The organism is Streptomyces sp. NBC_01551, assembly GCF_026339935.1.
In the GTDB taxonomy this organism is placed as follows: domain Bacteria; phylum Actinomycetota; class Actinomycetes; order Streptomycetales; family Streptomycetaceae; genus Streptomyces.
Genome location: NZ_JAPEPX010000001.1, coordinates 1,111,508 through 1,137,219 on the forward strand (window position 1 = coordinate 1,111,508; position 25,712 = coordinate 1,137,219).

General features: G+C 73.5%; 23 protein-coding genes. 11 read left to right on the forward strand and 12 right to left on the reverse strand.

Translation table 11 applies throughout. From position 1 onward, the window contains the following. Nucleotides 1-64: 64 nt before the first annotated feature. From OG982_RS04900 to OG982_RS04930, 7 genes are all read right to left on the reverse strand, one after another. Nucleotides 65-1,477, reverse strand: a complete 1,413-nt coding sequence (locus tag OG982_RS04900; RefSeq protein WP_266789397.1) for an aldehyde dehydrogenase family protein — start codon at nt 1,475-1,477, stop codon at nt 65-67. A gap of 107 nt (nt 1,478-1,584) precedes the next feature. Further along, on the reverse strand, nt 1,585-2,982 hold the full coding sequence (locus tag OG982_RS04905) for a CitMHS family transporter (RefSeq protein WP_266789395.1): 1,398 nt from the start codon (nt 2,980-2,982) through the stop codon (nt 1,585-1,587). Between the two features lie 73 nt (nt 2,983-3,055). Further along, entirely contained in the window at nt 3,056-5,254 is a 2,199-nt protein-coding gene (locus OG982_RS04910) for a molybdopterin oxidoreductase family protein (RefSeq protein ID WP_266947978.1), read from the reverse strand. A 256-nt stretch (nt 5,255-5,510) separates the two neighbouring features. Continuing rightward, nucleotides 5,511-6,131: a TetR/AcrR family transcriptional regulator gene (locus OG982_RS04915; protein WP_266792212.1), complete on the reverse strand. Its 621-nt coding sequence runs from the start codon at nt 6,129-6,131 to the stop codon at nt 5,511-5,513. A 35-nt stretch (nt 6,132-6,166) separates the two neighbouring features. Continuing rightward, on the reverse strand, nt 6,167-7,534 hold the full coding sequence (locus OG982_RS04920) for a hypothetical protein (RefSeq protein ID WP_266947979.1): 1,368 nt from the start codon (nt 7,532-7,534) through the stop codon (nt 6,167-6,169). Continuing rightward, nucleotides 7,531-8,478: a hypothetical protein gene (locus OG982_RS04925; RefSeq protein ID WP_266947980.1), complete on the reverse strand. Its 948-nt coding sequence runs from the start codon at nt 8,476-8,478 to the stop codon at nt 7,531-7,533. Before OG982_RS04925 ends, OG982_RS04920 begins: the two co-directional genes overlap by 4 nt. Then, a complete protein-coding gene (locus OG982_RS04930; RefSeq protein ID WP_266947981.1) occupies nt 8,475-10,616 on the reverse strand; it encodes a right-handed parallel beta-helix repeat-containing protein in 2,142 nt (713 codons plus the stop codon). The genes OG982_RS04925 and OG982_RS04930 overlap by 4 nt, the downstream gene beginning before the upstream one ends. Before the next feature lie 317 nt (nt 10,617-10,933). Between OG982_RS04930 and hmgA the strand changes: the two genes are divergently transcribed. Further along, entirely contained in the window at nt 10,934-12,247 is a 1,314-nt protein-coding gene (gene hmgA / locus OG982_RS04935; RefSeq protein WP_266947983.1) for a homogentisate 1,2-dioxygenase, read from the forward strand. An 82-nt stretch (nt 12,248-12,329) separates the two neighbouring features. Next, complete coding sequence (locus OG982_RS04940; RefSeq protein WP_266789385.1) at nt 12,330-13,079, forward strand: GntR family transcriptional regulator; 750 nt, start codon at nt 12,330-12,332, stop codon at nt 13,077-13,079. Nucleotides 13,080-13,093: 14 nt separating this feature from the next. Here the strand turns inward: OG982_RS04940 and OG982_RS04945 are convergent, their stop codons facing one another. Beyond that, nucleotides 13,094-13,258, reverse strand: coding sequence for a hypothetical protein (locus OG982_RS04945; RefSeq protein WP_266789384.1), 165 nt, complete (start codon nt 13,256-13,258; stop codon nt 13,094-13,096). 176 nt (nt 13,259-13,434) lie between these two features. Here OG982_RS04945 and OG982_RS04950 point away from each other — a divergent pair, with 176 nt between their 5' ends. Next, the gene (locus OG982_RS04950; protein WP_266792210.1) at nt 13,435-14,559 is read left to right on the forward strand and encodes a type ISP restriction/modification enzyme; all 1,125 of its coding nucleotides are present in this window, start codon (nt 13,435-13,437) and stop codon (nt 14,557-14,559) included. 3 nt (nt 14,560-14,562) lie between these two features. Here the strand turns inward: OG982_RS04950 and OG982_RS04955 are convergent, their stop codons facing one another. Next, entirely contained in the window at nt 14,563-15,294 is a 732-nt protein-coding gene (locus tag OG982_RS04955) for a TetR/AcrR family transcriptional regulator (protein WP_266789383.1), read from the reverse strand. 70 nt (nt 15,295-15,364) lie between these two features. Here OG982_RS04955 and OG982_RS04960 point away from each other — a divergent pair, with 70 nt between their 5' ends. From OG982_RS04960 to OG982_RS04970, 3 genes are all read left to right on the forward strand, one after another. Continuing rightward, nucleotides 15,365-16,321: an ATP-binding cassette domain-containing protein gene (locus OG982_RS04960; RefSeq protein ID WP_266789381.1), complete on the forward strand. Its 957-nt coding sequence runs from the start codon at nt 15,365-15,367 to the stop codon at nt 16,319-16,321. Continuing rightward, on the forward strand, nt 16,318-17,106 hold the full coding sequence (locus tag OG982_RS04965; protein ID WP_266789379.1) for an ABC transporter permease: 789 nt from the start codon (nt 16,318-16,320) through the stop codon (nt 17,104-17,106). Before OG982_RS04960 ends, OG982_RS04965 begins: the two co-directional genes overlap by 4 nt. A 96-nt stretch (nt 17,107-17,202) precedes the next feature. Then, a complete protein-coding gene (locus OG982_RS04970; RefSeq protein WP_266947985.1) occupies nt 17,203-18,414 on the forward strand; it encodes a CaiB/BaiF CoA-transferase family protein in 1,212 nt (403 codons plus the stop codon). Nucleotides 18,415-18,493: 79 nt separating this feature from the next. Here OG982_RS04970 and OG982_RS04975 read toward each other — a convergent pair whose 3' ends face one another. Beyond that, a complete protein-coding gene (locus OG982_RS04975) occupies nt 18,494-18,763 on the reverse strand; it encodes a hypothetical protein (protein WP_266789375.1) in 270 nt (89 codons plus the stop codon). A gap of 272 nt (nt 18,764-19,035) precedes the next feature. Between OG982_RS04975 and OG982_RS04980 the strand changes: the two genes are divergently transcribed. Then, nucleotides 19,036-20,724 carry a serine/threonine-protein kinase gene (locus OG982_RS04980; protein WP_266792208.1) on the forward strand — a complete coding sequence of 563 codons (1,689 nt, stop codon included), beginning with the start codon at nt 19,036-19,038 and terminating at the stop codon, nt 20,722-20,724. 40 nt (nt 20,725-20,764) lie between these two features. On the opposite strand, the gene OG982_RS04985 is transcribed toward OG982_RS04980, so the two are convergent. Further along, on the reverse strand, nt 20,765-21,568 hold the full coding sequence (locus tag OG982_RS04985) for an SGNH/GDSL hydrolase family protein (RefSeq protein ID WP_323139291.1): 804 nt from the start codon (nt 21,566-21,568) through the stop codon (nt 20,765-20,767). Between the two features lie 206 nt (nt 21,569-21,774). Between OG982_RS04985 and OG982_RS04990 the strand changes: the two genes are divergently transcribed. Further along, entirely contained in the window at nt 21,775-22,881 is a 1,107-nt protein-coding gene (locus OG982_RS04990) for a DUF5925 domain-containing protein (RefSeq protein ID WP_266789373.1), read from the forward strand. A gap of 153 nt (nt 22,882-23,034) precedes the next feature. Continuing rightward, nucleotides 23,035-23,577: an FABP family protein gene (locus OG982_RS04995; RefSeq protein WP_266947987.1), complete on the forward strand. Its 543-nt coding sequence runs from the start codon at nt 23,035-23,037 to the stop codon at nt 23,575-23,577. Nucleotides 23,578-23,683: 106 nt separating this feature from the next. Here OG982_RS04995 and OG982_RS05000 read toward each other — a convergent pair whose 3' ends face one another. Next, nucleotides 23,684-24,088: a GntR family transcriptional regulator gene (locus OG982_RS05000; RefSeq protein WP_266789370.1), complete on the reverse strand. Its 405-nt coding sequence runs from the start codon at nt 24,086-24,088 to the stop codon at nt 23,684-23,686. Between the two features lie 52 nt (nt 24,089-24,140). Here OG982_RS05000 and OG982_RS05005 point away from each other — a divergent pair, with 52 nt between their 5' ends. Further along, the gene (locus OG982_RS05005; protein ID WP_266947988.1) at nt 24,141-25,088 is read left to right on the forward strand and encodes a GNAT family N-acetyltransferase; all 948 of its coding nucleotides are present in this window, start codon (nt 24,141-24,143) and stop codon (nt 25,086-25,088) included. After that, nucleotides 25,085-25,567 carry a DUF402 domain-containing protein gene (locus OG982_RS05010; protein ID WP_266789366.1) on the forward strand — a complete coding sequence of 161 codons (483 nt, stop codon included), beginning with the start codon at nt 25,085-25,087 and terminating at the stop codon, nt 25,565-25,567. Before OG982_RS05005 ends, OG982_RS05010 begins: the two co-directional genes overlap by 4 nt. The last annotated feature ends 145 nt before the right edge of the window (nt 25,568-25,712 follow it).

Consider the following 25,712-nt stretch of genomic DNA (forward strand, 5'->3'; position numbering starts at 1 on the left):
GAGGGGGAGGGATGAGGAGGGACTTGAGGAAGGGGCCAGGTGGGTCAGACCGGGTCGAGTCGGCTCAGAACTGGAGCGACTTGGTCTGGAGGTACTCCGCCAGGCCGTGCGGGCCCATCTCGCGGCCGACGCCCGACTGCTTGTAGCCGCCGAAGGGCGCGAGCGGGTTGTAGCGCCCGCCGTTGATGTCCACCTGACCGGTGTCCATGCGGCGGGCGAACGCGACGGCCGTCTCCTGGTCCGCCGCCCAGACGGCGCCGCCGAGCCCGTACACCGTGCCGTTGGCGATGCGCAGGGCGTCGTCCTCGTCCTCGTAGGCCAGGATCGAGATCACCGGGCCGAAGATCTCCTCCTGCGCGATGGTCATCTCGGGCGTGACGTCGGCGAACACCGTCGGGGCGACGAAATACCCCAGCTCGCGCGGCGCGTCGGGGCCGCCCGCGACGAGGCGCGCGCCTTCCTCGATGCCCTTGACGATGTACCCGCGCACCCGGTCGCGCTGCTTGGCGTTGATGACGGGGCCGATGCGGGTGGCCTCGTCGAGCGGGTCACCGATCGGGTACGTCGCCACCGCCGCGGCCGCGAGCGAGACGGCCTCCTCGTACTGGTCCCGGTGGACGAGCATCCGGGTGAGCGCGTTGCAGCTCTGGCCGGTGTTGTTCATGACGTGGCCCACGCCCACCGCGACGGCCTTGGCCAGGTCGGCCCCGGGCAGGATGACATTGGCCGATTTGCCGCCCAGCTCCAGGGCGACGCGCTTGACGGCGGCGCCGGCGGTGGCGCCGATCTGCTTGCCGACGGCGGTCGAACCGGTGAAGGAGACGAGGTCGACTCCCTCGTGCGCAGCCAGCGCCTGCCCGGCGACCGGGCCGGTACCGGTCACCAGGTTGAAGACTCCGGCCGGGATGCCCGCCTCGTGCACGGCTTCGGCGAAGAGCTGTGCGGTCAACGGGGTGTCCTCGGCCGGCTTGAGGACGAGGGTGCAGCCGGCGGCGAGAGCGGGTGCCACCTTTGCAACGATCTGGTGCAGCGGGTAGTTCCAGGGGGTGATGGCCCCGACCACACCGACCGGTTCCAGCAGAACGGTGGAGCTCCCGAGCCGCTCCTCGAAGCTGTACGAGGCCGCCAGTTCGACGAACGAGGAGGCGACCGCGATCGGCGCCCCGGCCTGGACCCGCTCCGAGAAGCCCAGCGGGGCTCCGAGCTCGGCAGTGATGGTCTCGGCGATCTCGCTCCTGCGGGCGACCAGGACGTCGCGGAGGGCGCCGATGAAGGCGGCGCGCTCGGCGGGCGGGGTCGCCGCCCAGCCGGGGAACGCCGCCCGGGCCGCGCTCACGGCCGCGTCCACGTCATCGGCGGTGCCGGCCGGGACCCCGCCGATGACCTGCTCGTCGGCCGGGTTCACGACCTCGATCCGCTCGCGTCCGGCGGCGGGCCGCCACTCCCCGCCGATGTACATCCCGTCGTGGGCCTTCATCGCATTCCTCCCGAGCACGCGCGAGCGCATTGGCCGACCTGGCACAGACCTCGCGTCCACCCTACAAACTAGCGCCGGTAGTTTTGCGCGCGCCAGAGGCCAACGCATCAGATGATGCCGAAAAGCATCCCTGCCGCGAGCACGACGAGCGAGGTGAGGGCCGCCCATTTCACGGTGAAGCGGGTGTGGTCGCCGAACTCGACCTTGGCCATGCCGACGAGGACGTAGACGGCGGGAACCAGCGGGCTGGACATGTGCAGGGCCTGGCCGACCAGGGAGGCGCGGGCGATCTCCAGCGGCGAGACCCCGTGCGCGGCGCCGGCTTCGGCGAGCACCGGCAGGACGCCGAAGTAGAAGCCGTCGTTGGACATGAAGTAGGTGAGCGGCAGGCTGAGCACGCCGGTGACCAGGGCCATGTGCGGGCCCATGCCCTCGGGGATGGCGCCGACCAGCCAGTCGGCCATGTGCTTGACCATGCCGGTGCCGCTGAGGACGCCGGTGAAGACGGCGGCGGCGAAGACCATTCCGGCGACGTTCAGGACGTTGTCCGCGTGGGCGGCGATCCGGGCCTTCTGGTCGGGCATGTGGGGGAAGTTGACCGTGAGGGCGAGGGCCGCGCCGAGCAGGAACAGCACGGGGATGGGCAGCAGCTCCATGATCATCGCGGTCAGCAGGGCGACGGTCAGGCCCGCGTTGAACCAGTACAGGCGGGGTCGCAGGGTGGCGCGGTGCGGGTCGAGGCCCTGGAAGCCGTCCTCCCCCGCGGCGTCGCCGGAGGCCGGGGATCCGGCGCCGGTCGCGGGGGGCGTCGTACCGGTCTGCCCCTCGGCGGCGCCGGCCCCGACGGTGACCAGCTCGGGCTCCTCGTCGGCCTCGGACGGGAGGACGAGCGTGCCGACGCGGCGGCGCTCCTTGAGGCCGAGGACGTACGCGAGGACGAACACGCAGAGCAGGCCCGCGGCCAGGGCCGGGATCATCGGGACGAAGATGTCGGCGGCGTCGAGCTTGAGCGCGGTGGCGGCGCGGGCCGTGGGGCCGCCCCAGGGCAGGGTGTTCATGACGCCGTTGGCGGTGGCGGCGACGCCCGTCATGACCACCAGGCTCATGCCGAGCCGCTTGTAGAGCGGGTACATGGCCGAGACGGTGATCATGAAGGTGGTCGAGCCGTCGCCGTCGAGGGAGACGATCGCGGCGAGGACGGCCGTGCCGACCACGACACGCAGGGGGTCGGCCTTGCAGAAGCGCAGGATGCCTTTGACGATCGGGTCGAACAGGCCGACGTCGATCATCAGGCCGAAGTAGACGATGGCGAACATCAGCATGGCGGCGGTCGGCGCGAGTTTGCCGACTCCGTCGATGACGTAGTCGCCGAGGTGGGCGCCCTTTCCGGCGAACACGCAGAACAGCGCGGGGATGAGGACGAGCGCCGCGATGGGCGACATTTTCTTCAGCATGATCAGGACCAGGAAAGTGGCGATCATGGCGAAGCCGAGGAAGGTCAGCATGGGGGGAACGTAGGGGTCGCCTCCTGGTGCCAACAAGACGTCAAGGCGTGAGCAATACGAGCAAAACCCCAGCTCAGGGCAGGGGTGCAAGCTCGACGGGGAATCCGTTGAGCACCGCCGTGCCGGACAGCGGGTCGAGCCGGGTGCCGTCGAGGAGCTGGTTGACGTTGGCCCCGGGCTCAAGGGAGGCCACCGAGAGGCGGGATCCGGCGCGGTCGTGTCCCCAGCCGTGCGGGAGGCTGACGACACCGCGGCGGACCGCTTCGGTGACCTCGACGGGAACCTCCAGGCTGCCGCCGTCCGCGGTGATCCGGGCCCGGCCGCCGTCGGCGAGGCCGAGCCGGCCCGCGTCGGCCGGGTGGACCTGGAGGGTGCAGCGGTTGGAACCTCCGGTGAGGGCCGGGACGTTGTGCAACCAGCTGTTGTTGGAGCGCAGGTGGCGGCGGCCCACGAGCACCAGGGCGGCGGGGCGTTCGGCGAGCGCCGCGCGCAGCCTGGGGAGTTCGGCCGCGATCGGGTCCGGCAGCAGCTCGATCCTGCCGCTGCGGGTCTTCAGCACGCCCGGGAGCCGGGGCCCCAGCGGACCCAGGTCGATGCCGTGCGGCGCCTGCTTGAGGGCGTCGAGGCTCAGGTCGTACGGCCCGAGGCGGAGCATCATGTCGAGCCGCCGCTCCGGGCCGGTGCGGCCGCTGAGCGTGCGCGCCTGCGCGTGCGGGTCGCTGCCGTGCAGCGGTGAGTGGGGGTCGGCGGCGGCCCGGGCGAGGGTGTCGGCGATGACGCGCTCGTCGAGGGCCCGCGGCGGGGCTCCGTGCTGCCCGGACACGGCGAGGATCAGGCGCGCGTGGATCTCGCACTCGTCCATCCGCCCCTCCTCCAGGGGGATGGCGGGCGGGGAGTAGCGAACCTGGTTGCGGACGGCGAACGCGTTGAAGGCGAAGTCGAAGTGGGCGCTCTGCGCGGGCGGCGGCGGAGGCAGCACGACGTGGGCGTGGCGCGCCGTCTCGTTCAGATACGGGTCGATGCTGATCATGAAGTCGAGGCCGGACAGGGCGGCGTCGAGCCGCCGGCCGTCGGGGGCGGACAGTACGGGGTTCGCCGCGATGGCGATCAGGGCGCGGATCCGCCCCTCCCCCGGGGTCTCGATCTCCTCGGCGAGTGCGGCGGTGGGGAGTTCGCTCTTGGCCTCGGGGTGGCCACTGACCCGGCTGCGCCAGCGGCCGAGGGCGAACCCCTTGCCGGGACCGGCCGGCCGGGGCGCGTGGTCGGTCGCGGAGAGCGGGAAGAGGACTCCGCCGGGCCGGTCGAGGTTGCCGGTGAGGATGTTCAGTACGTCGACCAGCCAGCTGGCGAGGGTGCCGTACTCGGTGGTGCAGCTGCCGATCCGCCCGTAGACGGCGGCGGTCGGCGCGGCGGCGAGCTCGCGGGCGAGGGCGCGGATCTCACCGGCCGTGAGGTCGCAGGCGGGGGCCACGGCCTCAGGAGTGAAACTCGCGAGCGCGGCGCCGAGTTCCCCGAGGCCCTCGGTCCATTGCGCCGTTTCGCCCGGCGCGGCGAGCTTCTCTTCGAGCAGGGTGTGCGCGAGGGCGGCCAGCAGCAACGCGTCGCTGCCCGGGCGCGGCGAAAGGTGCAGGTCGGCGAGCCGGGCGGTGCGGGTGCGGCGCGGATCGACCACGACCAGGGTGCCGCCGCGGGCGCGCAGGGCCTTGAGCCGGCCGGGGAAGTCGGGGGCGGTGCACAGGGAGCCGTTCGACTCGACCGGGTTGGCACCGAGGAGCAGCAGGAAGTCGGTGCGGTCGAGGTCGGGCACCGGGATGGCGAAGGGGTCGCCGAAGAGCAGGCCGCTGGAGACGTGCTTGGGCATCTGGTCCAGGGTGCTCGCGGTGAAGAGGTTGCGGGTGCCGAGGGCCTTGAGGAGCAGCGGCGGATAGAGGGCTCCGGCCATGGTGTGGGTGTTCGGGTTCCCCAGGACGACGCCGACGGACTGCGGGCCGTGCTCCCGGACCAGGGCGGGGACCGCGGCGGCGATGGCCTCGTAGGCCTCCTCCCAGGTGGCTTCCCTGAGTCGGCCGGCGCGCCGGACGAGGGGCGTGCGCAGCCGGTCGGGGTCCCCGTCGACGGCGCCGAAGGCGGCGCCCTTGGGGCAGATGAAGCCGCGGCTGAAAACGTCGTCGCGGTCACCGCGGGCGCCGGTGACGGCGGAGCCGTCGATGGTGAGGGTGAGGCCGCAGGTGGCTTCGCAGAGGGGACAGACGCGCAGGGCGGTGCGGGGCATGGGCCCTCCTGGGGGCGGCAGGCTGCGACACGGGCACTGGGGGACCCCGAGCATACCGACCGGTAGGCATGGCGGGGAGGGCCCTGCGGCACGGATCGACGGGAAGGCCCGGGTGGCGGGGAGCCGGGGAGCCCGGGGGCCCGGGGAGCCCGGGGGCCCGGAGGAGCGGGGGCCTGGGCCCGGAGGAGCGGAGGATTCGGCGGAGGCGCCGCTCAGTCGCCGGTCAGGCGCCCGCCAGTCCCCCGTCAGGTGCCGCTCAGTCCAGGACGCGCGCCAGGTAGGCGTGCATCATCGCGCGCGTCTCGGCGACGATGTCGGGGTCCCCGGCCGGATCGACCCGGAAGGCCAGTTTGGTCAGCGCGTCGGTGGCCTCGACCGCAACGAGGACGGCCCGCCCCAGCGCGGCGTCCGGTTCGAGGCCGAGGTGTGCGCCGAGCAGCTCGGTGAGGCGCGAGGCGACGAGGTGGTTGGGGTCGGAGCCGGGCCCCTCGGCGGGCGGCGCGGGCACCCCGAAGTCCACCAGGGCGAAGCCGGGCACGCTGCGCTTCATGGCCAGGTACTCGTCCAGTACGGCGTCCACGACGGGCCGCCATTCCCCGGCCGGGAGGCCGGCGAGCCGGCTCTCGATGCCGTCGGCGTAGCGGTCGAGGTTGCGGTGCGCGAGGGCGAGGGCCAAGGCCCGCTTGTTCCCGAAGAAGCGGTAGACCGAGCCGATGGGCACGCCGGCGCGCAGCGCGACGGCCCGGGTGCTCAGGTTCTCGTACCCGGTCTCGTCCAGGAGCTCGGCGCAGGCGTCGAGGATCCGGGCGAGCCGGTCGGCGCTGCGCTGCTGGATCGGGGTCCGGCGCAGGGGGTGGGCTGGGGGCACGGGGTCCATCATGCCGCTCCCGGCTTCTCGGATCGGCGGCGGTCTCAATTCAGCAGGAGACCGATCCCTCCGATGGTGTACGTGATCATCAGCGCGAGCAGCGGGAGCTGGCCCGCCACGGCCTTGGCGGGCGGGAAGAGGCGTACGGAGCGGTCGTGGGCGGCGATCACTCCGAGTACGTGACCCGTGACGACGGCGGCGACCTGGAGGGTGGCGAGACCCCCGGGGTCCAGTGGCGGCAAGGGTTCTGAGGCGTTGTCAGTGCCGAGTGCCATGCTTACTGTGCGTGGTCCTTCGGTGACGAGGAGGGAGAAGTAGTGGGCGGTGAGATAGCCGAGCGCGATCGGCACGAGTGAGTGCGCGAAGGCGGTCAGCGGGCCGGGGTGCGGGCCGCAGGCGAGGCGGGTGGCCGCCGCGCACAGGCAGTACAGGGCGGCGACGAGGGCGATGGCGCCGAGGAGTCCGAGCGTAGCCGTGGGGGTGCGGCCGAGGGGGGAGGTCTGTATCGAGTTGATCCAGGAGGGGTTGTCGGAGAAGCCGTCATAGGCGGTGGATCCGAGCAGGACGCAGACGGTGGCGACGAGTCCGGGCCGCTCGGGCGTCGCGTCGAGTCCGTGGAAGGGGTTACGGAGAACCAGGCGGCCGTCGTCGCGACGGCCGAGGGGGGAGAGACGGGCCAGCAGGGCGGAGTAGGCCTCGAAGGCGTCTCCGTCGGCGAACCAGCGCTCGCCGAAGCGGGCGGCGAGCAGGAGCTGGGCGGCGGCGTAGACGCCGAGGGCGATCAGAAGGGTGGTGGTGGACGCGGGATCAGGAGAGACGAGCTCGAGCCAGGTGAAGCCGAACAGCCCGACCGCGGCGGGCCATTGGCCGAGCCGGGCGGGCAGGGGGCGGGCTGCGGGACGGGCTGCGGGGCACCCGACTCGGGCGAGCAGGCGGTGCAGGGTGCGGAGCGGGTTGAGGAGGCGCCAGACGGGGCCGAGGAGGAGGGAGGCGGGCACGAGGCCGACCCAGAGCAGGACGTAGACGGCGCCGGGAGCGGGGTTCCGGGCGGGGTCGTCGGGACCGAGGAGGAGGGAGAGCAGGACGGCGAGCGCGGCCGCGAGGCCGAGCCCGCGCAGGGCGGTGCGGGTGGCAGGCGCGTCTGCCACCCGCTGGAGCCCGGCGGGCAGGGCGAGGCCGGAGCGGTCGCCGCGGAACCGGGAGGTGGACCAGAGCAGGCCGAGGGCGAGGAAGGAGACGAACAGAGCGGCGAAGGCACCTGCGAAGGCATAGAAGGGAGAGATGGGCAGATCGTGCTGGGACCCGATCCCGTGCGCGAGGGCGTTGAGCGGATCGGCCGGGTGAAGGACCACGCCCTGGCCGAGGCCGACGGCGCCCGCGCCGGGGGCGGGACCCGGCCCGGCCGGGGTCATCGGACGAGGAGCTGGGTCAGGACGAGGCGGGACTCGTGGGTCTCCACCTCGAAGAGGCCGGTGCGGTCGGCCGTCAGGGTCAGGGTGGCCTCCTGCCCTGCCGGCAGGGCGAGTTCCTTGTCGTAGCCGTGGACGTGCAGGGTGTCCGGGCGGTCGCTGGTGACGCGGAGCGCTACGCGTTCACCACGCCGCAGCTCGGTGCGGCCCGGGGCGGGGGTGACCTTGCCTTCCCGGATCGTGACCGTGACCGTGCGGTCGGCCTGCGGGGACGCGGCGGGCGGGGACGACGCCGGGACGGGTGCGTGGGGGTGGCCGCCCGCGCCCTGGCCCGGGGCGCCCCCGGTGAGTGGGATGGCGGCCTCGACCGGCTTGCCGGCGACCGCCCAGGCGGTGTGGTCGTCCGCGTAGAGGCGGACGGTCAGGGTGTGCGCGCCCTCGGGCACCTGCGCGGCCGGCAGGTGGAACCAGGGGCCGTACAGCCGGGCCAGCTTGCGGCCGTCGAGCTCCAGGTGGGCGTGGCCCGCGCCCGGGAGGGCGGCGCCGCCGGTGCTGTCGGGGGTGAAGCGGAAGTTCCGCACCGTCAGTTGCAGGTTCCAGCCGTCCTCGCTGTCGGGGCGGGCGGCGACCCGCACCTCCGGCGCGCCCTCGGCCGGAACCTCGCGCAGCCGGTGGCCCGTCCCGTCCTGGACCTCAAGCAGGGTGCCCACACTGCCGGAGGCCTGCTCGTGGCTGGTGCCGGGTTTGTGGTGGGTGGTCGCCCTGCCCCCACAGCCCACGGCCGCACCGCCCACGAGCAGCAGCAGGACGGCGAGCAGCGCCGCACCACGAAAACCCCGCCGGGCCGAACGTTGCGCGCGGGGCGCGGTACCGCAGGCATCGCACCAGGTACGGCCGACCGGGGCGGCCGGGGCGGAAGGCTGGTTCCGGGTCGGGTCGGGGGTCATCGGGGGGCTCCGGGGGTGGCCGGGGGGTCGGGGGTAGCGGAGGCGGACAGGGCTGGGGTGGGGCCGGGTGGGGCGGGGGTGCGGTCGCCGTCGGGGTCGCCACCCGGGGCGGCGGGGCGGGGCGGGGTGCCGGGGCGGGCCGAGGCGATGACGGCCCAGAGGACCCAGGGCACCGCCACCAGACCGCGGATCCAGGCCGGGCCGAGGGGGATCCACGGGATCATCAGGACGGCCTTGTCGAAGGCGTCCAGCAGGGTCAGCCCGCCCAGCAGCAGGGTCAGGCGGGCCGGCCACGGGCGGTCGGGGCGCAGGGCCAGGCCGACGCCCGTCCACCACAGGCCCGTCAGCAGCAGCGCGAGCGCCGGGACGGGGGTGGGGGTCAGCGGCATCGTGGAGCCCGCCACGTCCAGGATCAGCCCGGCCAGGCCCAGCAGGGTCGCGGCCGTGCCCAGCCGGGAGCCGCGCAGCCGGCGCCACCACAGCACCCCGCCGACCAGCAGCAGCACCGCCGCCACGGCCGCCGCGAGCTGGGTCTCCACCCGCTCCGCACCGCGCGCGCCGTACCAGTCGCAGCCCGCCGGGAGCTTGCGCGCCTGCACGTTGTAGTCGGCGCAGACCAGCAGCTGGGCGAGTTTCACCGGTTCGCCCACCAGGCGGGAGGACGCGCCGGACACCGCGCCCCGGCGGTCGCCGCACTGCGGGACCGTGCCGGGGGTGGAGCCGTCGGGTCCGTCCTGCCAGCAGTTCGCGCGGCCCTGCCCGTCCCACCACACGTCCATGCCGTTGGGCCGGGACGCGCCGGACTTGTCCTTGCCCAGCACGTTCCCGGCGTAGCGGTTGTGGTGGGAGGTGTCGGTCTGCTTGCCCCAGTCCTCCTCGCCGCGGATGAAGGCGGGGACGGCGCTGAGGAAGAACCCGGCGCGCCGGTGTCCGTACACCCAGTTGTTCTCGTACAGGTTCCAGTTGCCGCCCGCGGTGATGATGCCGGTGCCCGGCGGCATGGAGATCTGCGGGCAGACCACGCCCTGCTCGTAGCCGCGCTCGACGGGCGGTTTGGCGCAGGTGCCGTCGGCGACGAAACGGTAGTAGTCCTGGTTGTTGTCGTGGATCAGGTTCCGTTCGAACTTGGCGTGGTTCTGCGGGAGTCCGGGATGTCCGGGGAAGGCGCTGTCCATCGAGGCGCCGCCCATGTTCTGGTCGAACTCGTTGTCGTGCACCCACACCGAATCCCCCGCGGTGCCGGAGTAGCCGACCATGTTGTGGTGGCTGCGGCAGCCGGTGATCTCGATGGCGTAGCGGGGGACGTCGTATCCGCGGCCGTCGTTGATGTCGGAGGCGCTGCCGGGGTAGATGCCGGAGTCGCCGTTGCCGTAGGACTCGCAGTTCTTGTACAGGCCGTGGTCGCTGGCGAAGGTGAGGAAGCCGTACTCGTCGTTCCAGCGGGTCAGCACGTCGTCGATGACGAAGCCGTCGCCCGCGAGGACGTACAGCGAGTTGAAGGTGGTGCGCTGCGCGGTGAAGTTGCGGAAGTAGATGCCGTTGGACTTGTCGGCGCGGATCGCGTTCAGCTTCTGGTACTTGGCGTCGATGACCACGTCCAGCCGGGAGGCGCCGGTGCCCTCGATCTGGAGGTCCGTCTTGCCGAGGATCGCGACCAGGTTCTGGTTGTGGCGGCAGGCGACCTGCTGCTCGTAGCTGAGGATCTGGTAGCCGAGTGAGGAGTTGGGCGCCTTCAGGGCGGCGCATTCCCCCGTGGGCTTGGGAAGCGAGGGCTCCTCCTCGTACAGGCCGGGGAGGATCGCGATGTTCATCCCCGGCCGGTCCACGGCGTCGACGGCCTCTTGCAGGTGCCGGTAGCCGTTCTTCTCGCAGCGTTCGAAGAGGGCGAGGTTGCGCTGCCTCAGCTCCTCCGGGAAGCCGGCGATCCGGCGCTCGAAGGCGGGCCGGTCGGTCTTGCAGACGACCAGGTCGGGCTCGGCGCCGCGGTAGCGCGGTACGGATCCCGAGCCGTCCGGGAGGGCGACGGGCCGCTCCTCGTGCGCGCGGGCGGCGGGCGCGGCGAGGAGCAGGGACAGGAGGGCGAGGAGGGCGGCGAGGAGCACCGCCGGCACGGCAGGGAACCTGCGGGTCCACGACATGCGCGTGAGAGTAGAGCAATGTTCATCTTTTGGGATCCCCCGCGACGTCACGAAATGAGCCGCCAGGCAGGGCCCGGCCGAATCGCCAGGCAGGGAGCGTCCAGGCCGACCGGTGAAGTCCGGCCGGGGCCGCCAGGCCAGGAGCGTCCGGGCCGACCGGTGGGGTCCGGCCGGGCTGCCGAGCGAGGAGCGACCGGGCCGCCAGGCGGGGAGCGGCCGAGGCGCCCGATCGAGCGCGGCCAGAAGGTCCCGTTGACGTGCGGGCCGAGGAATCCTACTGTCACCCATAGGATTCCTTCGACAGAGCGGGAGCAGCCATGAGCGAGCAGGCCAGGAAGACGGCGGAGGCGCTGGAGTACCTCACCGGCTTCGGCAACGAGCACAGCTCGGAGGCCGTCCCCGGCGCGCTGCCGCTCGGCCGGAACTCGCCCCAGCGCTCCCCCCTCGGCCTCTACGCCGAGCAGCTCAGCGGCAGCGCCTTCACCGAGCCGCGCCGCCACAACCGCCGCTCCTGGCTCTACCGGATCCGCCCGTCGGCCGCGCACCCGCCGTTCACCCGGGTCGACAACGGCGCCCTGCGCTCCGCGCCCTTCACCGAGGCCCCGGCGGACCCGAACCGGCTGCGCTGGAACCCGCTGCCCGACCCTGCTCCCGGCACCGACTTCCTGTCCGGCCTGTGGACCCTCGGCGGCAACGGCGACGCCACCCAGCGCGCCGGCATGGCGATCCACCTCTACGCCGCCAACGCCTCGATGACCGACCGGGTCTTCAGCGACTCCGACGGCGAGCTGCTGATCGTCCCCGAGCGCGGCGGGCTGCTGCTGCGCACCGAGCTCGGCCTGCTCGCCGCCCGCCCCGGCGAGGTCGCCCTGATCCCGCGCGGCGTCCGCTTCCGCGTCGAGCTCCTCGACGAGGACGCCCGCGGGTACGTCTGCGAGAACTACGGCATGCCCTTCGAGCTGCCGGACCTGGGCCCGATCGGCGCCAACGGCCTCGCCGCCGCACGGGACTTCCGGGCTCCGGTGGCCGCGTACGAGGACAGCGAGCGCCCGACCGAGGTGGTCAACAAGTTCTGCGGCAACCTCTGGTCCGCGACCTACGACCACTCCCCGCTGGACGTCGTCGCCTGGCACGGCACCCACGCGCCGTACGTGTACGACCTGCACCGGTTCAACGTCCTGGGCTCGATCAGCTACGACCACCCGGACCCGTCGATCTTCACCGTGCTGACCTCGCCCTCCGACACCCCGGGGCTGGCGGGCGTGGACTTCGTGGTCTTCGCCCCGCGCTGGCTCGTCGGCGAGGACACGTTCCGCCCGCCGTACTTCCACCGGAACGTCATGAGCGAGTACATGGGCCTGATCGAGGGCGCCTACGACGCCAAGGCGGAGGGATTCGTACCGGGCGGCGGCTCGCTGCACAACATGATGTCGGCGCACGGCCCGGACCGGGAGACCTTCGACAAGGCGAGCGCCGCCGAGCTGAAGCCGCAGAAGATCGACGACGGCCTGGCCTTCATGTTCGAGACCCGCTGGCCGATCACCGCCACCGCGCAGGCGGCCGGCGCGGACCACCTCCAGCGCGCCTACGACGACGTCTGGCAGGGTCTGGAGCGCCACTTCCGGGCCTAACATGCGCTGAGCGCCTCAGCCACGAGCAGCCGCACGCACGCTCAGCCCGACCACCGAAGTCCATCCGTACGGAGAACGACCCGTGACCGCCTTCGCTCCCGACTCGCTGGTGCTCAACCGGAAGCTGCCGCTCTGGTACCAGGTGTCACAGTCGCTGCGCGCCTCGATACTGGGGCGCACCCCGGACGCCTCGCTGCGCCTGCCCACCGAGGAGCAGCTGGCCGAGCACTACGGGGTGAGCGTGCTGACCATGCGGCAGGCGCTCAAGGAGCTGGAGGGCGAGGGCCTGATCAGCCGGCACCGGCGGCGCGGCACCTTCATCGAGCCGGGCGCGATGCGCAGCGCGCCCGTGCGGCTGCTGGGTTCGGTCGACGCGATCGTGGCCCAGCAGTCGGGCGACCGTACGACGGTCCTCGGGCACGAGACGACGGCAGTGTCCGGGGAGCTGCTGGAGCACTTCCCGGACACGCCCGAGGTCGTCACGTACCGGCGGCTGCGCCACGACAGCGAGAGCGGCGAGCCGACCAACTGGGCGGAGAACGCGGTGCGCCCGGAACTGGCGGAGGCCATCGACCTGGCCGATCTGGCGCGCTGGCCGATGACCAAGGTGATACGGGACATCGTGGGCGTGAAAATCAGCCGGATCACCGACACCGTCGAGGCCCGCCTCGCCGACCCGGCGACGGCCGAGCTGCTCCGGGTGCCGTTGCTCAGCCCGATCCTGCACTACACGGGCGTGACCTACGACGACGGCGGCCGGGTGGTGGACGTGGCGCGGATCCGGTACCGCGGCGACCGGTTCTCCTTCACGGTGACGGTCGACGCGCACTGACCGGCCGGTCGAAGTCAGCCCTTCTCGTCCTCGTCCGTGCGGCGCTCGCCCTCCGCCTGCGACGGCGTGGTCCGCATCGTCGCCGGGTGCCGTTGCTTCTTCTCGGTGTCGTCCATGTCCTCGTCGAGCCGCTCGCCCTCGGCCTGGGACGGAGTCGTGTATTCGTCGTAATGACTCATTGCCGTCTCCTCAGTCGGTACGCCGGTCAGGCGGTACCGGGACGATCTCGGGGCATACCCCTCTCTATGGAGCGTAACGCTTCGGCCTGGACAGGGCCCGGTCGCCGGGTCCCGTCGCTACCATCGGCCGGGTGAGCGCTGACGCCGCTGTGCCGAACCTGCCGCTGGACGATCTGATGCCCTGGTCCGTGGGCGCGCTGCGGCTGGGCCGGGACTGGGTCGCCGCGCCCGATCCGGCGACGCTGCGGGCCCGCTGGACGGCCCTGACCGGCGCCGAAGCCCCCGAGCGGGACCGGCTGTTCCGCCCCACGAGGACCCGTACCCCCACCGCGGGCGCCGCCGCGCTGCCCGGCCAGCGGGCCGGCTCCACGACCCGGTTCGCGGACGCGCCCGGCGCGTTCCCCGATCCCGTACGGGTCCTGCGCGAGCCCTTCGACGAGCAGTGGCTGCTTCCCGACCAGCGGCTCATCGACCTCGCCCGCCCCGAGCTGTGGCGGGTCCGGGACGAGCACCAGCTGTTCGTCGTCGAGACCCCGCAGCTGCTGGTCACCGCGCACCTCCCGGCGGGCCGGCCCGGCCTGATCCGCCCCCTGCACCGGCGCCCGGGCGGCGCCGAGCCGAATCTCGCGCCCGGCCTGCTGCCGCTGCTCGGCGAGCGGTACGGGGGCTGGGTCACCCCGGAGGACGTGCTGTGCTGGATCCTCGTCGCGGGCCGCCCCGGGCCGCGCGGGTACGAGGTGCCGCTCGCGGCCGATCCCGAGCGCTGGCGGGCGGGCTTGGAGCTGGGACACCGGCTGCTCACCGTCCAGCTGCGCGGGGTGCGCGGCGGTGAGCCGCCCCGGCTGCCCGGTGGCCGCAGGCCCTACGTCCGCTCCGCGCTGCCGGCCTGGCCGCGCGAGCTCGCGTACGACCCGGAGACCGAGACGCTGAGCCTGGGGAGCGGGACGGTCTCCCCCGTCCCGGCGGGCGCCTGGGAGTACGAGGCGAACGGCACGCGGGTGCTGGAGGCCTGGTTCGCCGCCCGGCAGGCCCACCGCGCGCCCGATGCCGACGGGCTGGAGGCGCTCGGCCCCGCCGAGTGGCCGCAGGCCTGGACCTCCGAACTGCTGGCGCTGGTCACGACGCTGGCGCTGCTGGCCGATCTGGCCCCGCTCCAGGCGGCGTTCGAGGCCGGGCCGCCGCTGACCGGCGCCGAGCTGCGCGCGGCCGGGGTGCTGCCGGCGCCGCGCTGGGCCCGGCGGCCGGCCTCGGTCCTGGACCACCAGGAGGAGGGCCCGGGCGGGCAGTTCGCGCTGCTGTGACCCCTACACCGGCTGCTCCCACGCCCCGAGCAGCCGGGAGACCGAGCGGTCGAACACCGTACCCATGTCCGCCGCCGCCTCCGCTACCGGGTCTCCCCCGGTGAGCGCGGCCGCGAGCAGCGGGTACTCCCCCGTCGCCAGGCGCGAGCCCAGGTAGGCCGTCCGTACGCCGTGTTCGGCGCTCTCACTCCAAGGCAGGGACCGGGTCCGCTCCGCCAGAGCCAGTTCGGCGGCGACGAAGGTCGAGACCGAGCCGTTGACGGCGGCGACGAGCTCCAGCTTCTCGCCGTCCGGGACGCCGAGGGGTACCAGGCAGGCCAGGCAGTGCTCCAGGTAGCGCAGGGCGTTGGGGCTGAATCCGTACACGGGGCTGAGCAGCCGGGGCAGCCAGGGGTGCCGGTGCATCAGCTCGCGCGTGCGGCGGGCGAGGTCGAGCAGGTCGGCCCGCCAGTCGCCGCTGGGCGGGGTGAGCTCGTACTCCCCGCTGACGGCGTCGACCATCAGCTCGTACAGGTCCTCCTTGCGCGGCACGTAGTTGTACAGGGACATCGTCCCGGCCCCGATCCCGGCCGCCACGCGGCGCATCGAGACGGCCTCGATCCCCTCCGCGTCGGCGATCCGCACCGCCTCGGCCGCGATCGATTCACGGCTGTGCGCGGGCCGGGGGCCGCGGCCCGCGCGCTGCGGGCGGGCCCAGATCACTTCGGGTTCAGCGGGGCGGCCGCTGGGTGTCATCGCTCATCACCTCGTCCATCGCCACCATCCTAGTTACGTACACCGTACGGAGTCGGGTAGGGTGCCACACATGACAACTACGTACGCTGTACTTAGTGAGGGTCTGGAGAAGAAGTACGGGGAGGTCCACGCCCTGCGCGGGCTGGATCTGGCGGTACCGGAGGGCACGGTCTGCGGTCTCCTCGGCCCGAACGGCGCCGGCAAGACCACCGCCGTACGGATCTTCACCACGCTCACCGGACCCACCGGCGGCCACGCCCTCGTGGCCGGCCACGACGTCACCCGCGAGCCGGCCGCCGTCCGCCGGGCCATCGGGGTCACCGGCCAGTACGCCTCGGTGGACGGGGATCTGACCGGCCGGGAGAACCTGCGGCTGTTCGCCCGCCTCGCCGGACTGCGCGGGCGGGCCGGGCGCGCCCGCGCCGACGAACTCCTGGAGCGCTTCGGGCTGGGCGAGGTCGCGGGGCGGATGGCCTCCACCTGGTCGGGCGGGACGCGGCGGCGCCTGGACCTGGCCGCCGGGCTGATCACCCGCCCCCGGGTGCTGTTCCTCGACGAGCCGACCACCGGCCTCGATCCGGCGGCCCGCGAGCAGATCTGGACGGCGGTACGGGAGCTGGCCGACGAGGGCACGACCGTACTGCTGACGACCCAGTATCTGGAGGAGGCCGACCGGCTCGCCGAGGACATCGTCGTCATCGACGGGGGCCGGGCGATCGCCACCGGCACCCCGGCCGACCTCAAGGCCCGGATCGGCTCCCACGCCGAGGTCACGGTTCCCGCCGCCGATGCCCTCACCCGCGCGGCCGCCGTGCTCGACCGGCTCACCGGCGGCCGGCCGTCGCTCGACGAGGAGCGGCTCACGGTCGGCGTGACCGTCTCCGACCCGGGGCTCACCCTGCCCGGCATCGTCCGCGCGCTCGACGCCGCCGGGGTCCCGGTGACCGACGCCGGCCTGCGACCGCCCACCCTCGACGAGGTGTTCCTGCGCCTCACCCGTACCGACGCGAAGGAGTACGCCGCATGAGCACCCTGCTGTCGGACGGCGGCGCGGTCCTGACCCGCCAGCTGCAGAAGGCCCGGCACGCTCCGGCGCTGCTGCTCCTCACCCAGACCATGCCGATCACCATGCTGCTGTTCTTCGGCTATGTCTTCGGCAGCGCGCTCGCCATGCCGGGCGCGGAGTACCGGGAGTTCCTGGTGCCGGGGCTGCTCGCCGCGACGGCCGCGGGCGGGCTGATGACCGGCATGTTCACCGCCGCGCAGGACGCCCACCGCGGGGTGATGGACCGCTTCCGGACGCTGCCGATGAGCCGCGGCGCCGTGCCGCTCGGGCAGACCGCTGCCGATCTGCTGACCACGGCGGCCGGAACGGTTCCGCTGATGCTGGTGGGCCTCGCCATGGGCTGGCGCGTCGAGAACGGGTGGGCGGGCGCGCTCGGCGCCTTCGGCGTGCTGCTGCTGTTCCGGTTCGCGATGGCCTGGGTCGGCACGTACCTCGGCCTGGTCAGCGCGAGCGAGGAGGCGGCCGGGCAGCTGGGCAGCGCCACCTTCGTGCTGCCGCTGCTGTCCAGCGCGTACCTGCCGACGGCGGGAATGCCGTCGTGGCTGCGCACGGTCGCCGAGTGGAACCCGATCAGCGCGGTCGCCACGGCCGTACGGGAGCTGTGCGGCAACGCGGGCGCCGAGGCGGCGGCGGGCGCCGCCTGGCCGGCCGCCCATCCGGTGGCCGGGTCGGTCGCCTGGTCGCTGGCGCTGCTGCTCGTCTTCGCACCGCTGGCCATGCGCAGGTTCGCGCGCGGCCGGGATTGAGGGCCGCCCCGCCGCCGTGGCGGATTCGGGCACCGTGGCGGATTCGGACACCGTGCGTGGTGACAGGCCGGGGTCCGAGCCTGTAGGCAGGCTGTCATGATCCCTGACACGCGTGCCGCGGAGCCGCTGCCCCTCGACGGTGTCACCGTCGTCGCCGTCGAACAGGCCGTCTCGGCCCCCTTCGCCACCCGCCAGCTCGCCGACCTCGGGGCCCGGGTGGTCAAGGTCGAGCGCCCCGACGGCGGCGACTTCGCGCGCGCCTACGACACCACCGCGCACGGCCTCGCCTCGCACTTCGTGTGGTGCAACCGCGGCAAGGAGTCGATCGCCCTCGACCTCAAGGACCCGCGCGGCCTGGAGGTCCTGCACGGGCTGCTCGACGGCGCCGACGTGTTCGTGCAGAACCTCGCCCAGGGAGCCGCCGCCCGCCTCGGACTGGACTCGGCGGCGCTGTGCGCGCGTTACCCCAGGCTGATCGCCGTCGACATCTCCGGCTACGGCGCCGAGGGCCCGTACGCCCACAAGCGCGCCTACGACATGCTCGTGCAGTGCGAGGCGGGCCTGGTCTCGGTGACCGGCACCCCGGAGCAGCCCGTCAAGGCGGGGATCCCGGCCGCCGACATCGCGGCCGCCATGTACGCCTTCTCGGGGGTGCTCGCCGCCCTGCTGCGCCGCGGGATCACCGGGCGCGGCGGTCGCGTGGAGGTGTCGATGCTGGACGCGCTCGCCGAGTGGATGGGACATCCGCTGCACCACACGATGCACGGCGGGGAGCAGCCCGTACGGACGGGTCTCGCGCACGCGGTGATCGCTCCCTACGACGCCTACCCGACGGCGGACGGGGACCGGGTGCTGCTGTCCGTACAGAACGACCGGGAGTGGCGACGGCTGGCCAAACAGGTGCTGGAGCGGCCCGAGTTGGCGCTGGATCCGGCGTACGCGACGAACGCGGCGCGCACTCGGGGCCGGGAGAAGACGGACGCCGTGGTGGCCGAGGCGCTGGGCCGGCTGGACGCGGAGGAGGCGGTCGCGCGGCTGGAGGCGGCGGGGATCGCCTGCGCGCGGCTGAATTCGGTGGCCCGGCTGGCGGAGCATCCGCAGCTGGCGGCGCGGGACCGCTGGCGGGAGGTGGGTTCACCGGCCGGGCCGCTGCGGGCGCTGCTGCCACCGATCGGGCTGCCGGGGGGCGCGGAACCGCCGATGGGCGCGGTGCCCGCCCTCGGTGAACACACCGAGGCCCTGCTGCGCGCCCTGGGGATGACGGGCGCGCAGATCACGACACTGCGCCGGGACGGTGTGATCGCCTGAGGCCGGGGATACCCCAGGCTGTGCGGACGAGGGGCCGGGTGCGTGCGCGGCCGGCCAATCGACCGCGCTGCGGGGACAGTTACGAGCGGCGGCTGCCGAAGAGCGTGCGCCGCAGCCGGCGCAGCGGCGCGAAGAGCGCGACGCGCGCGCTCCGGCTCCGCAGCACGTGCGTGTGGTCGCGGGAGGTGAGCTCGCGCATCAGCAGGGTCGCCTCGGCCGTCTCGTGGTGCGGGACGGCGGGGCCGCCCAGCACGGCGAGGTGGCGGTCGAGGCGCGAGCTGGTCGCGCTGCTGCCGCAGGTGATGGCAGGCACGCGAGGCGGCCTGCTGCGCATTGCTATCTGTTCCATGTCTCTCCCCACCCGTACGAGGGCACCCGGCCCGGGCAGGGTAACCCTATCGCCATCGCGTCGTGCTCGGGTATCCCGGGCGTGTGAATTACCCCTGCTTATACGGGCGTTGACGATTACTCAGCGGAGTCGACCGTCACTCTCCGCACAAATCGGGTCCTGTGGGGACGGTTGCGGCGAACCGCGCCGTCAGAGGGGCCGAAAAGCCCGCTCTGCGCTAACTTGGAGTGATCGCCCGGTGGCACACATGGGGGTCTCGCGTGACGGAAGACATGGGTGGCGGCGGGCGTGTCATCGCCGGCCGGTACCGGTTGCTGGGCCCGCTGGGCCGCGGCGGCATGGGCATCGTGTGGCGGGCCCGGGACGAGGTCCTGGGCCGCGAGGTGGCCGTCAAGGAGGTACGGGCCCCGGCCGGGCTGGATCAGGCCGAGGTGGCCCGGATGTACCGGCGGCTGGAACGCGAGGCCTGGGCGGCCGCGCGCGTCTCGCACCGCGGGGTCGTCACCGTCTACGACGTGGCGACCGAGGACGGCCGGCCCTGGATCGTGATGGAGCTGGTGCGCGGGCTCTCGCTGGCCGACGTACTGGAGGCGGAGGGGCCGCTCACCCCGCAGCGCGCCGCGCACTACGGGGAGCAGGTGCTGGCCGCGCTCCGCTCGGCGCACGAGGCGGGGGTGCTGCACCGGGACGTCAAGCCCGCCAACGTGCTGATCGCCAATGACGGCCGGGTCGTGCTGAGCGACTTCGGGATCGCGAGCCTGGAGGGCTCCTCGGCGATCACCATGACCGGCGAGGTGATCGGTTCCCCCGAATTCCTGGCGCCGGAGCGGGCGTTGGGGCGCGACCCGGGACCCGAGTCGGACCTGTGGTCGCTCGGGGTGATGCTGTACCAGGCCGTCGAGGGGACGTCCCCGTTCCGGCAGGACACCCCGCTGGCCACGCTGCGCGCGGTGGTCGACGAGGAACTCCCGCCGCCGCGCCGGGCCGGGCCGCTGGAGCCCGTGCTGGAGGGGCTGCTGCGCAAGGACCCCGCCGAGCGGCTGCCCGCGCCGGAGGCGGCCCGGATGCTGCGGATCATCGGCGCGGGCGGGGACGTACGGACCGTGGGCGGTGCGGTGTCGGGGCCGGACTCGCCGACCGCCGTCGCCCGGCACCGGCAGGACGCGGACCCGTACGGGACACCGCGCGGTCCGGCGTACGGCGGGCCGACCGAGCAGGTGCCGACCCCGGCGACCGCGCCGCTGCCGCCGCCCGCGGCGGGGCCGCCGCAGGGCCAGGGGCGGGCCGGGGCGCTGCTGACCGTCGGGATCGTGGTGCTGCTGCTGGTACTGGCGTTGCTGGGGTGGCTGCTGCTGAAGGACCGCGGGAGCGGGGACGGCGGGAGCGTCAGCCCGACGGACGAGACCAGCAGCTCGCAGTCCGCCTCGGAGTCCCCGTCGCCGACCCCGTCCGAGTCGCCGTCGGGGTCCGAGTCCCCGAGCGAGGCCGCGCAGCAGGTCACGGTGCACGCGCGGACCGTGCGGGACGGCTACCGCGGCTCCTGCCCGCCGCCCGCCTCGCAGGCACCCGCGTTCACCGCGACCGTCGAGGTCAGCCGGGTCCCGGCCGAGGTGGAGTACCGCTGGGCGGCGCGCGGCGGGGTCACGTCCGGGCCGGGCTGGCAGTCCGTTACCTTCGAGGAGGGCGGGTCCAGGAGCCGGCAGCTGGAGCACACCGAGCTGACCCACCACGCGGACGGCACCTTCGAGGACGCGGTCCGGCTGGAGGTGCGGTCGCCCGCGCAGGCGGCCTCGGACTGGCTGGAGTTCTCCGTGACGTGCGAGGAGGAGACCCCGACGAGCGGGGCCTCCTCCCCCGGCGCGACCGGTTCACCGTCGCCGAGCGCGAGCGGTGACGGCGAGGGCGACGGTGACGACGGCGGTGCCGGTGGCGGGACGGCGAGCCCGGCGGTCAGCCCGTAGGCCTGATCCGGGGCCCGGGGTTCGGGGGCCCGGGGGCCGGTCAGGCGGCGTTGGTGAACACCGGCAGGTATCCGCCGGACTGCCCGGCGGCGGTGGGGTGGTACGACTCCCCGATGTTGAGCCAGTTGACGCTGTGCAGCCACGCGCTGCCGGAGCAGATCTCGTGGCCTGTGAAGGCGCCGGCGACCGAGGCGAAGGTGAAGCCGTGGTCGGCGGCGCGCTTGGCGATGGCGGCGTTGAGGTAGTCGGCGGCGCCGTTGATGGCGGAGCGCTCGCCCTCGGAGAGGCCGGCGACGCAGGTGCCGTTCAGCTTGTAGAACCGGGGATAGCCGAGGACGACGACCCTCGCGTTCGGCGAGCGGCTGTCGATGGCGTTGTAGACCTGGTCGAGCTTGCCGGGGAGGGTGGAGTCCACGTAGGCCTTGGCCTGGTTGACGCGGCTCACGCAGGTGGATTCGGACTGGAGGACGCACGTCGTCATCACGTCCGAGAATCCGGCGTCGTTGCCGCCGATGGTGATGCTGACGAGGTCGGTGCCGGAGTTCAGCGGGCCGAGCTGGCCGGCCAGCACATCACCCGTACGGGCGCCCGAGCAGGCGGTGAAGGCGAAGCTCTGCGGGGAGTGCGCGGCGGCCCACAAGGCCGGGTACGCGCGGCTGGTGCGCTTGCAGTCGCCGCTCCCGCTGTCGTAGTTGCCGGCGCCGACGCCGGAGGAGTAGGAGTCGCCGAGGGCGACGTAGCCGAAATCGGCCTGGGCGGCCGAGGCCTGGCCCGCGCCGAACAGGGCGGCGGAGGCGGCGAGTAACAGGGAGGAGGTCAGGGCAGCGAGGCGCGGCATCTTCAAGCTCATGTGTGCGGCTCCTTGTGGGGGTTACTCCTGAGTCCGTGGTACAAGCAGCCGCGCTTGGCTGGAAGTGTTCATGCCAAGAATTTTCGGGGCAGAGTTGTGGCCCGAATCTTCACCCCGACGGTGTTTCAAGAGGGAACCCGGCCACCCGATCCGGCGAAACACGGGTGCGGGACGGCACTTCGTGCCGGATCATGGGCGCCATGTCAGCCACCGCGGACGACCCGCACCACGCGCTGCCGATCCGGCTCAACGTCGACGACAGCGATTCACCGGCGGACGTCGTCGACGCGCTGTTCCTCGGCCGGTTCGCGTCAGGCGAGCAGCCGTACTCGCACAGCGTGACGATCGAGCGGGTGAAACCGGAAGCGACCCTGCTGCCGCCCGAGGCCACCGTGCTGCGCTCCGCCCGCGACAGCGACCGCAGCGCCACGCTCGCCCAGGGCGAGGGCTGGACCATGCTGGTCTCGCGCTGGAGCCGCGGGGCCGACGTCACGGTGACGGCGGTCAGCGACGAACTCGCCTCCGGCGTCCTCGACCAGGCGACGCAGGGGGCGCAGGACGAGCCCGAACCGCAGCCGGACAACGTCACGATGGGGTTCTGGTACGTCTCCCCGCGCCGCGGCCCGTACCGGACGACCCGCCAGATCGCCGCCGGGACCTGGGCGGAGGTGCGGCCCAACTACACCGCGCCGGTGGCCGGGGCGATGGACCGGCTGATGAAGGTCACCCCGGACGACATCGCGGGCCGGCTGCTGTTGCTGCACGGGCCGCCGGGGACGGGGAAGACCTCCGCGCTGCGCACGCTGGCCCGGTCGTGGCGGGACTGGTGCCAGGTGGACTGCGTACTGGACCCGGAGCGGCTGTTCAACGACGTCGGCTACCTGATGGACATCGCGATCGGCGAGGACGAGGGCACGTCCAAGGGGCGCTGGCGGCTGCTGCTGCTGGAGGACTGCGACGAGCTGATCCGCGGCGAGGCCCGGCACACGGCCGGGCAGGCGCTGTCCCGGCTGCTCAACCTGACGGACGGACTGCTGGGGCAGGGCCGCAACGTCCTGGTCGGGGTCACGACCAACGAGGACCTGGAGCGCCTGCACCCGGCTGTGGTCCGGCCGGGCCGCTGCCTGGCCCGCATCGAGGTGGGCAGGCTGACCCACCGCGAGGCGGTGGACTGGCTGGGCACCGACGAGGGGGTCCCCCGCGAAGGCGCCACGCTGGCCGAACTCTTCGCGCTGCGGCGCGGTACGGGGCCTGCGGCCCTGCTGCCGCCGCAGGGACAGTCCAGCGAGGCGGGGCTGTACCTGTAGCAGAGCGTGCGGAGGCCGGTGGCGTGCGGGTTCTGGTGGCGCGCGGGTTAGGTGGCGTGCGCCGACGACAATGGGCCGGGGCCGAAGGTCCCGCCCCGTCGGCCGCTTCCACCACCACCCGGCCGGGGGACACACCGAACAGGAGAGCGCACCGTGCCCGAGCCGGCGCAGGAGAACCCGTACCCCGACAGCCACGTCCTCGGCGAGGGACCCGAACCGCACCCGCAACTCCGGCCGGTGCTGCCCCTGCTGGGCCGCTGGCACGGCCGCGGGCGCGGCGAGTACCCGACCCTGGAGCAGGGATTCCGGTACGAGCAGGAGATCACCTTCAGCCATGACGGCCGGCCGTTCCTGCGCTACGAGTCGCGCGCCTGGCTGATCGACGAGTCGGGCACCGCGCTGCGGCCGTCGGGGCGGGAGTCGGGGTGGTGGCGGATCATGCCCGACGCCTCCGTGGAGGTCACCCTCGCCCACCCCACCGGCATCGTGGAGACGTACGTCGGCCAAGTGTCCGGCACGGAGATCGAGATCGCGACGGACAACGTGGCGCGCACGCCCCGGGCCAAGGAGGTCAACGCCATGCGGCGCCGCTACACCGTCCGCGACGGGGAGCTGACGATCGTCCAGGACATGGCGGCGATGGGCGTGCCGATGACGCACCACCTCAGGGCGGAACTCCGGCCGTACAAGGGCTGACGTGGGGGCCGACGCGGGGCGACGCCCGGGATCAGGCCCGGACCGGCCGGACCGGTGACCGGCCGGACCGGTGACCGGGCTGACCGGGCTGACCGGCCTGACCGGCCTACTTTCCGTACCGCGCCCGCAAGCCGTCGAGGGCGGCGGCCGTGGCCTCGTCGAAGGTGAGCCCCAGCCGCCGCACCCGCTCCGCGTACGCCTGCGCCGCGGCGGCCGCCTCCCGCGCCGCCGAATCCCCGGCGGCCGCGACGAAGGTCCCGTTGCGGCCGCGCGTCTCGATCACCCCGTCGCCCTCCAGCGCCCGGTACGCCTTGGCGACCGTGTTCGCCGCCAGCCCCAGCTCCTCCGCCAGCCCCCGCACCGTCGGGAGCTTGTACCCCACCGGCAGCCGCCCCGCCCGCGCCTCGTCCGCGATCTGCGCGCGCAGCTGCTCGTACGGGGCGGCGGCGCCTGCCGAGGCGTCGATCCGGATGTTCAGGTTCGTCGAGGTCACGCGCCGATTCTCCCCCATCCCCCGCGAAATTCGCAGGCGCCCGCGGCGCCCGCGATCTACGGTCGGCTCCATGACCGCAACGATCCGCGACCTCCGCCCCGGCCACCCCGGGGACGCCGAGTCCGTCGTCCGAGTACGCCGCGCCGCCCTCCCGTTCCTGATCACGACCGCCGCCCGGGTGGCCTTCGAGGCCGCCTCCGCGAACCCCGCCGGGCGCCGCCGGCTCCTCATCGCCGAGAACGGGGACGGCCTGGCCATCGGCACCGCCGAGGTCGGTCTCGCGTACGAGAGCCCCACGCCGGGCCTCGCGTACGTCAACGCCTACGTGGACCCCGCGCACCGCGGGCTCGGCACCGGGACGGCCCTGCTGCGCGCGGCCGAGGAGCACCTGGCCGCCGAGGGCTCGGCGCACGCGTACGCCTGGGTGCTGGACGAGCCCGGCCACCGCGCCTTCGCCGAGCGGCACGGCTACCGCCCCAGCCGCTCCGCGCACTTCCTGCGCCTGGACCTGACCGCGCGCCCGCTGCCCCCGTACCCGGCCGGGCTCCCCGCCGGGGTCGAGCTGCGCACCGCCTCCGACTTCGCCGCCGATCCGCGCCCGCTCCACGCGGCCGACGCGGAGGCCACCGCCGACGAACCCGGCGACGTACCGGCGGAGCTGGACGACTACGAGGACTGGCTGCGCACCGTCTGGCACGACCCGTCGCTCGACAAGGACCTGACCACGGTCGTCCTCGTCGACGGGGCCGTCGCCGCCTTCACCGCAGCCCGCACCGACGGCGCCGGCCGCTACGGCTCGGCGATGACCGGCACCCTGCGCGCGTACCGGGGCCGCGGCCTGGCCTCACTCGCCAAGACGGACTCCCTCCACCGGGCCCTGGCGGCCGGCTACACGGAGGCCTTCACAGGCAACGACGCCGGGAACGAGCCGATGCTCGCCATCAACCGCCGCTTCGGATACGAGATCTGCGCCACCGAAACCCGCTACACGAAGAACCTGGAGTCCACGTCCCGATGACCGCCACCCTCACCGTCACCCTCACCAAGGCCGGCCGAACCAAGATCCGCTACCCGGCCGCCCTCATCGCCGACGACGGCGACCGCATCACCGTCCGCGCGCCCTGGGCCGCGGACACCGTACGGGACTTCGGCTTCGTACGCTTCGAGCCGGGAGACGTGTTCACCGAGCACTTCTGGCGCACCCGCTGGTACGCGATCAAGGAGGTCCGCACCTCCGAGGGCGCCCTCAAGGGCTGGTACTGCGACGTCACCCGCCCGGCCACCGTCACCGAAGACGCAGTCCTGGTGGAGGACCTGGACCTCGACCTCTGGGTCTCGGCGGACGGCGCCACCGTACTCCGCCTCGACGAGGACGAGTTCGCCGCGAGCCCCCTCCCCACCACCGACCCGCCGGCCGCCGCCGAGGCCCTGAACGCCCTCAACACCCTCGACCACCAGGCCCACTCCCCCGCCGGCCTCCTGGCCCTCCTCGCCTGACGGGCCACCAACAGGCGCCCGACGAGGAAGACGGAGAGAGCCACGACCGTTGGCCGCAGTGCGGTTGGGGGTTCGTTCCTGAGGGCGCTCTTTTCCCTGCCTTAAGCGGAGCCTAAGGATCGGGGCGGGGGGCGGGAAGGCGGCT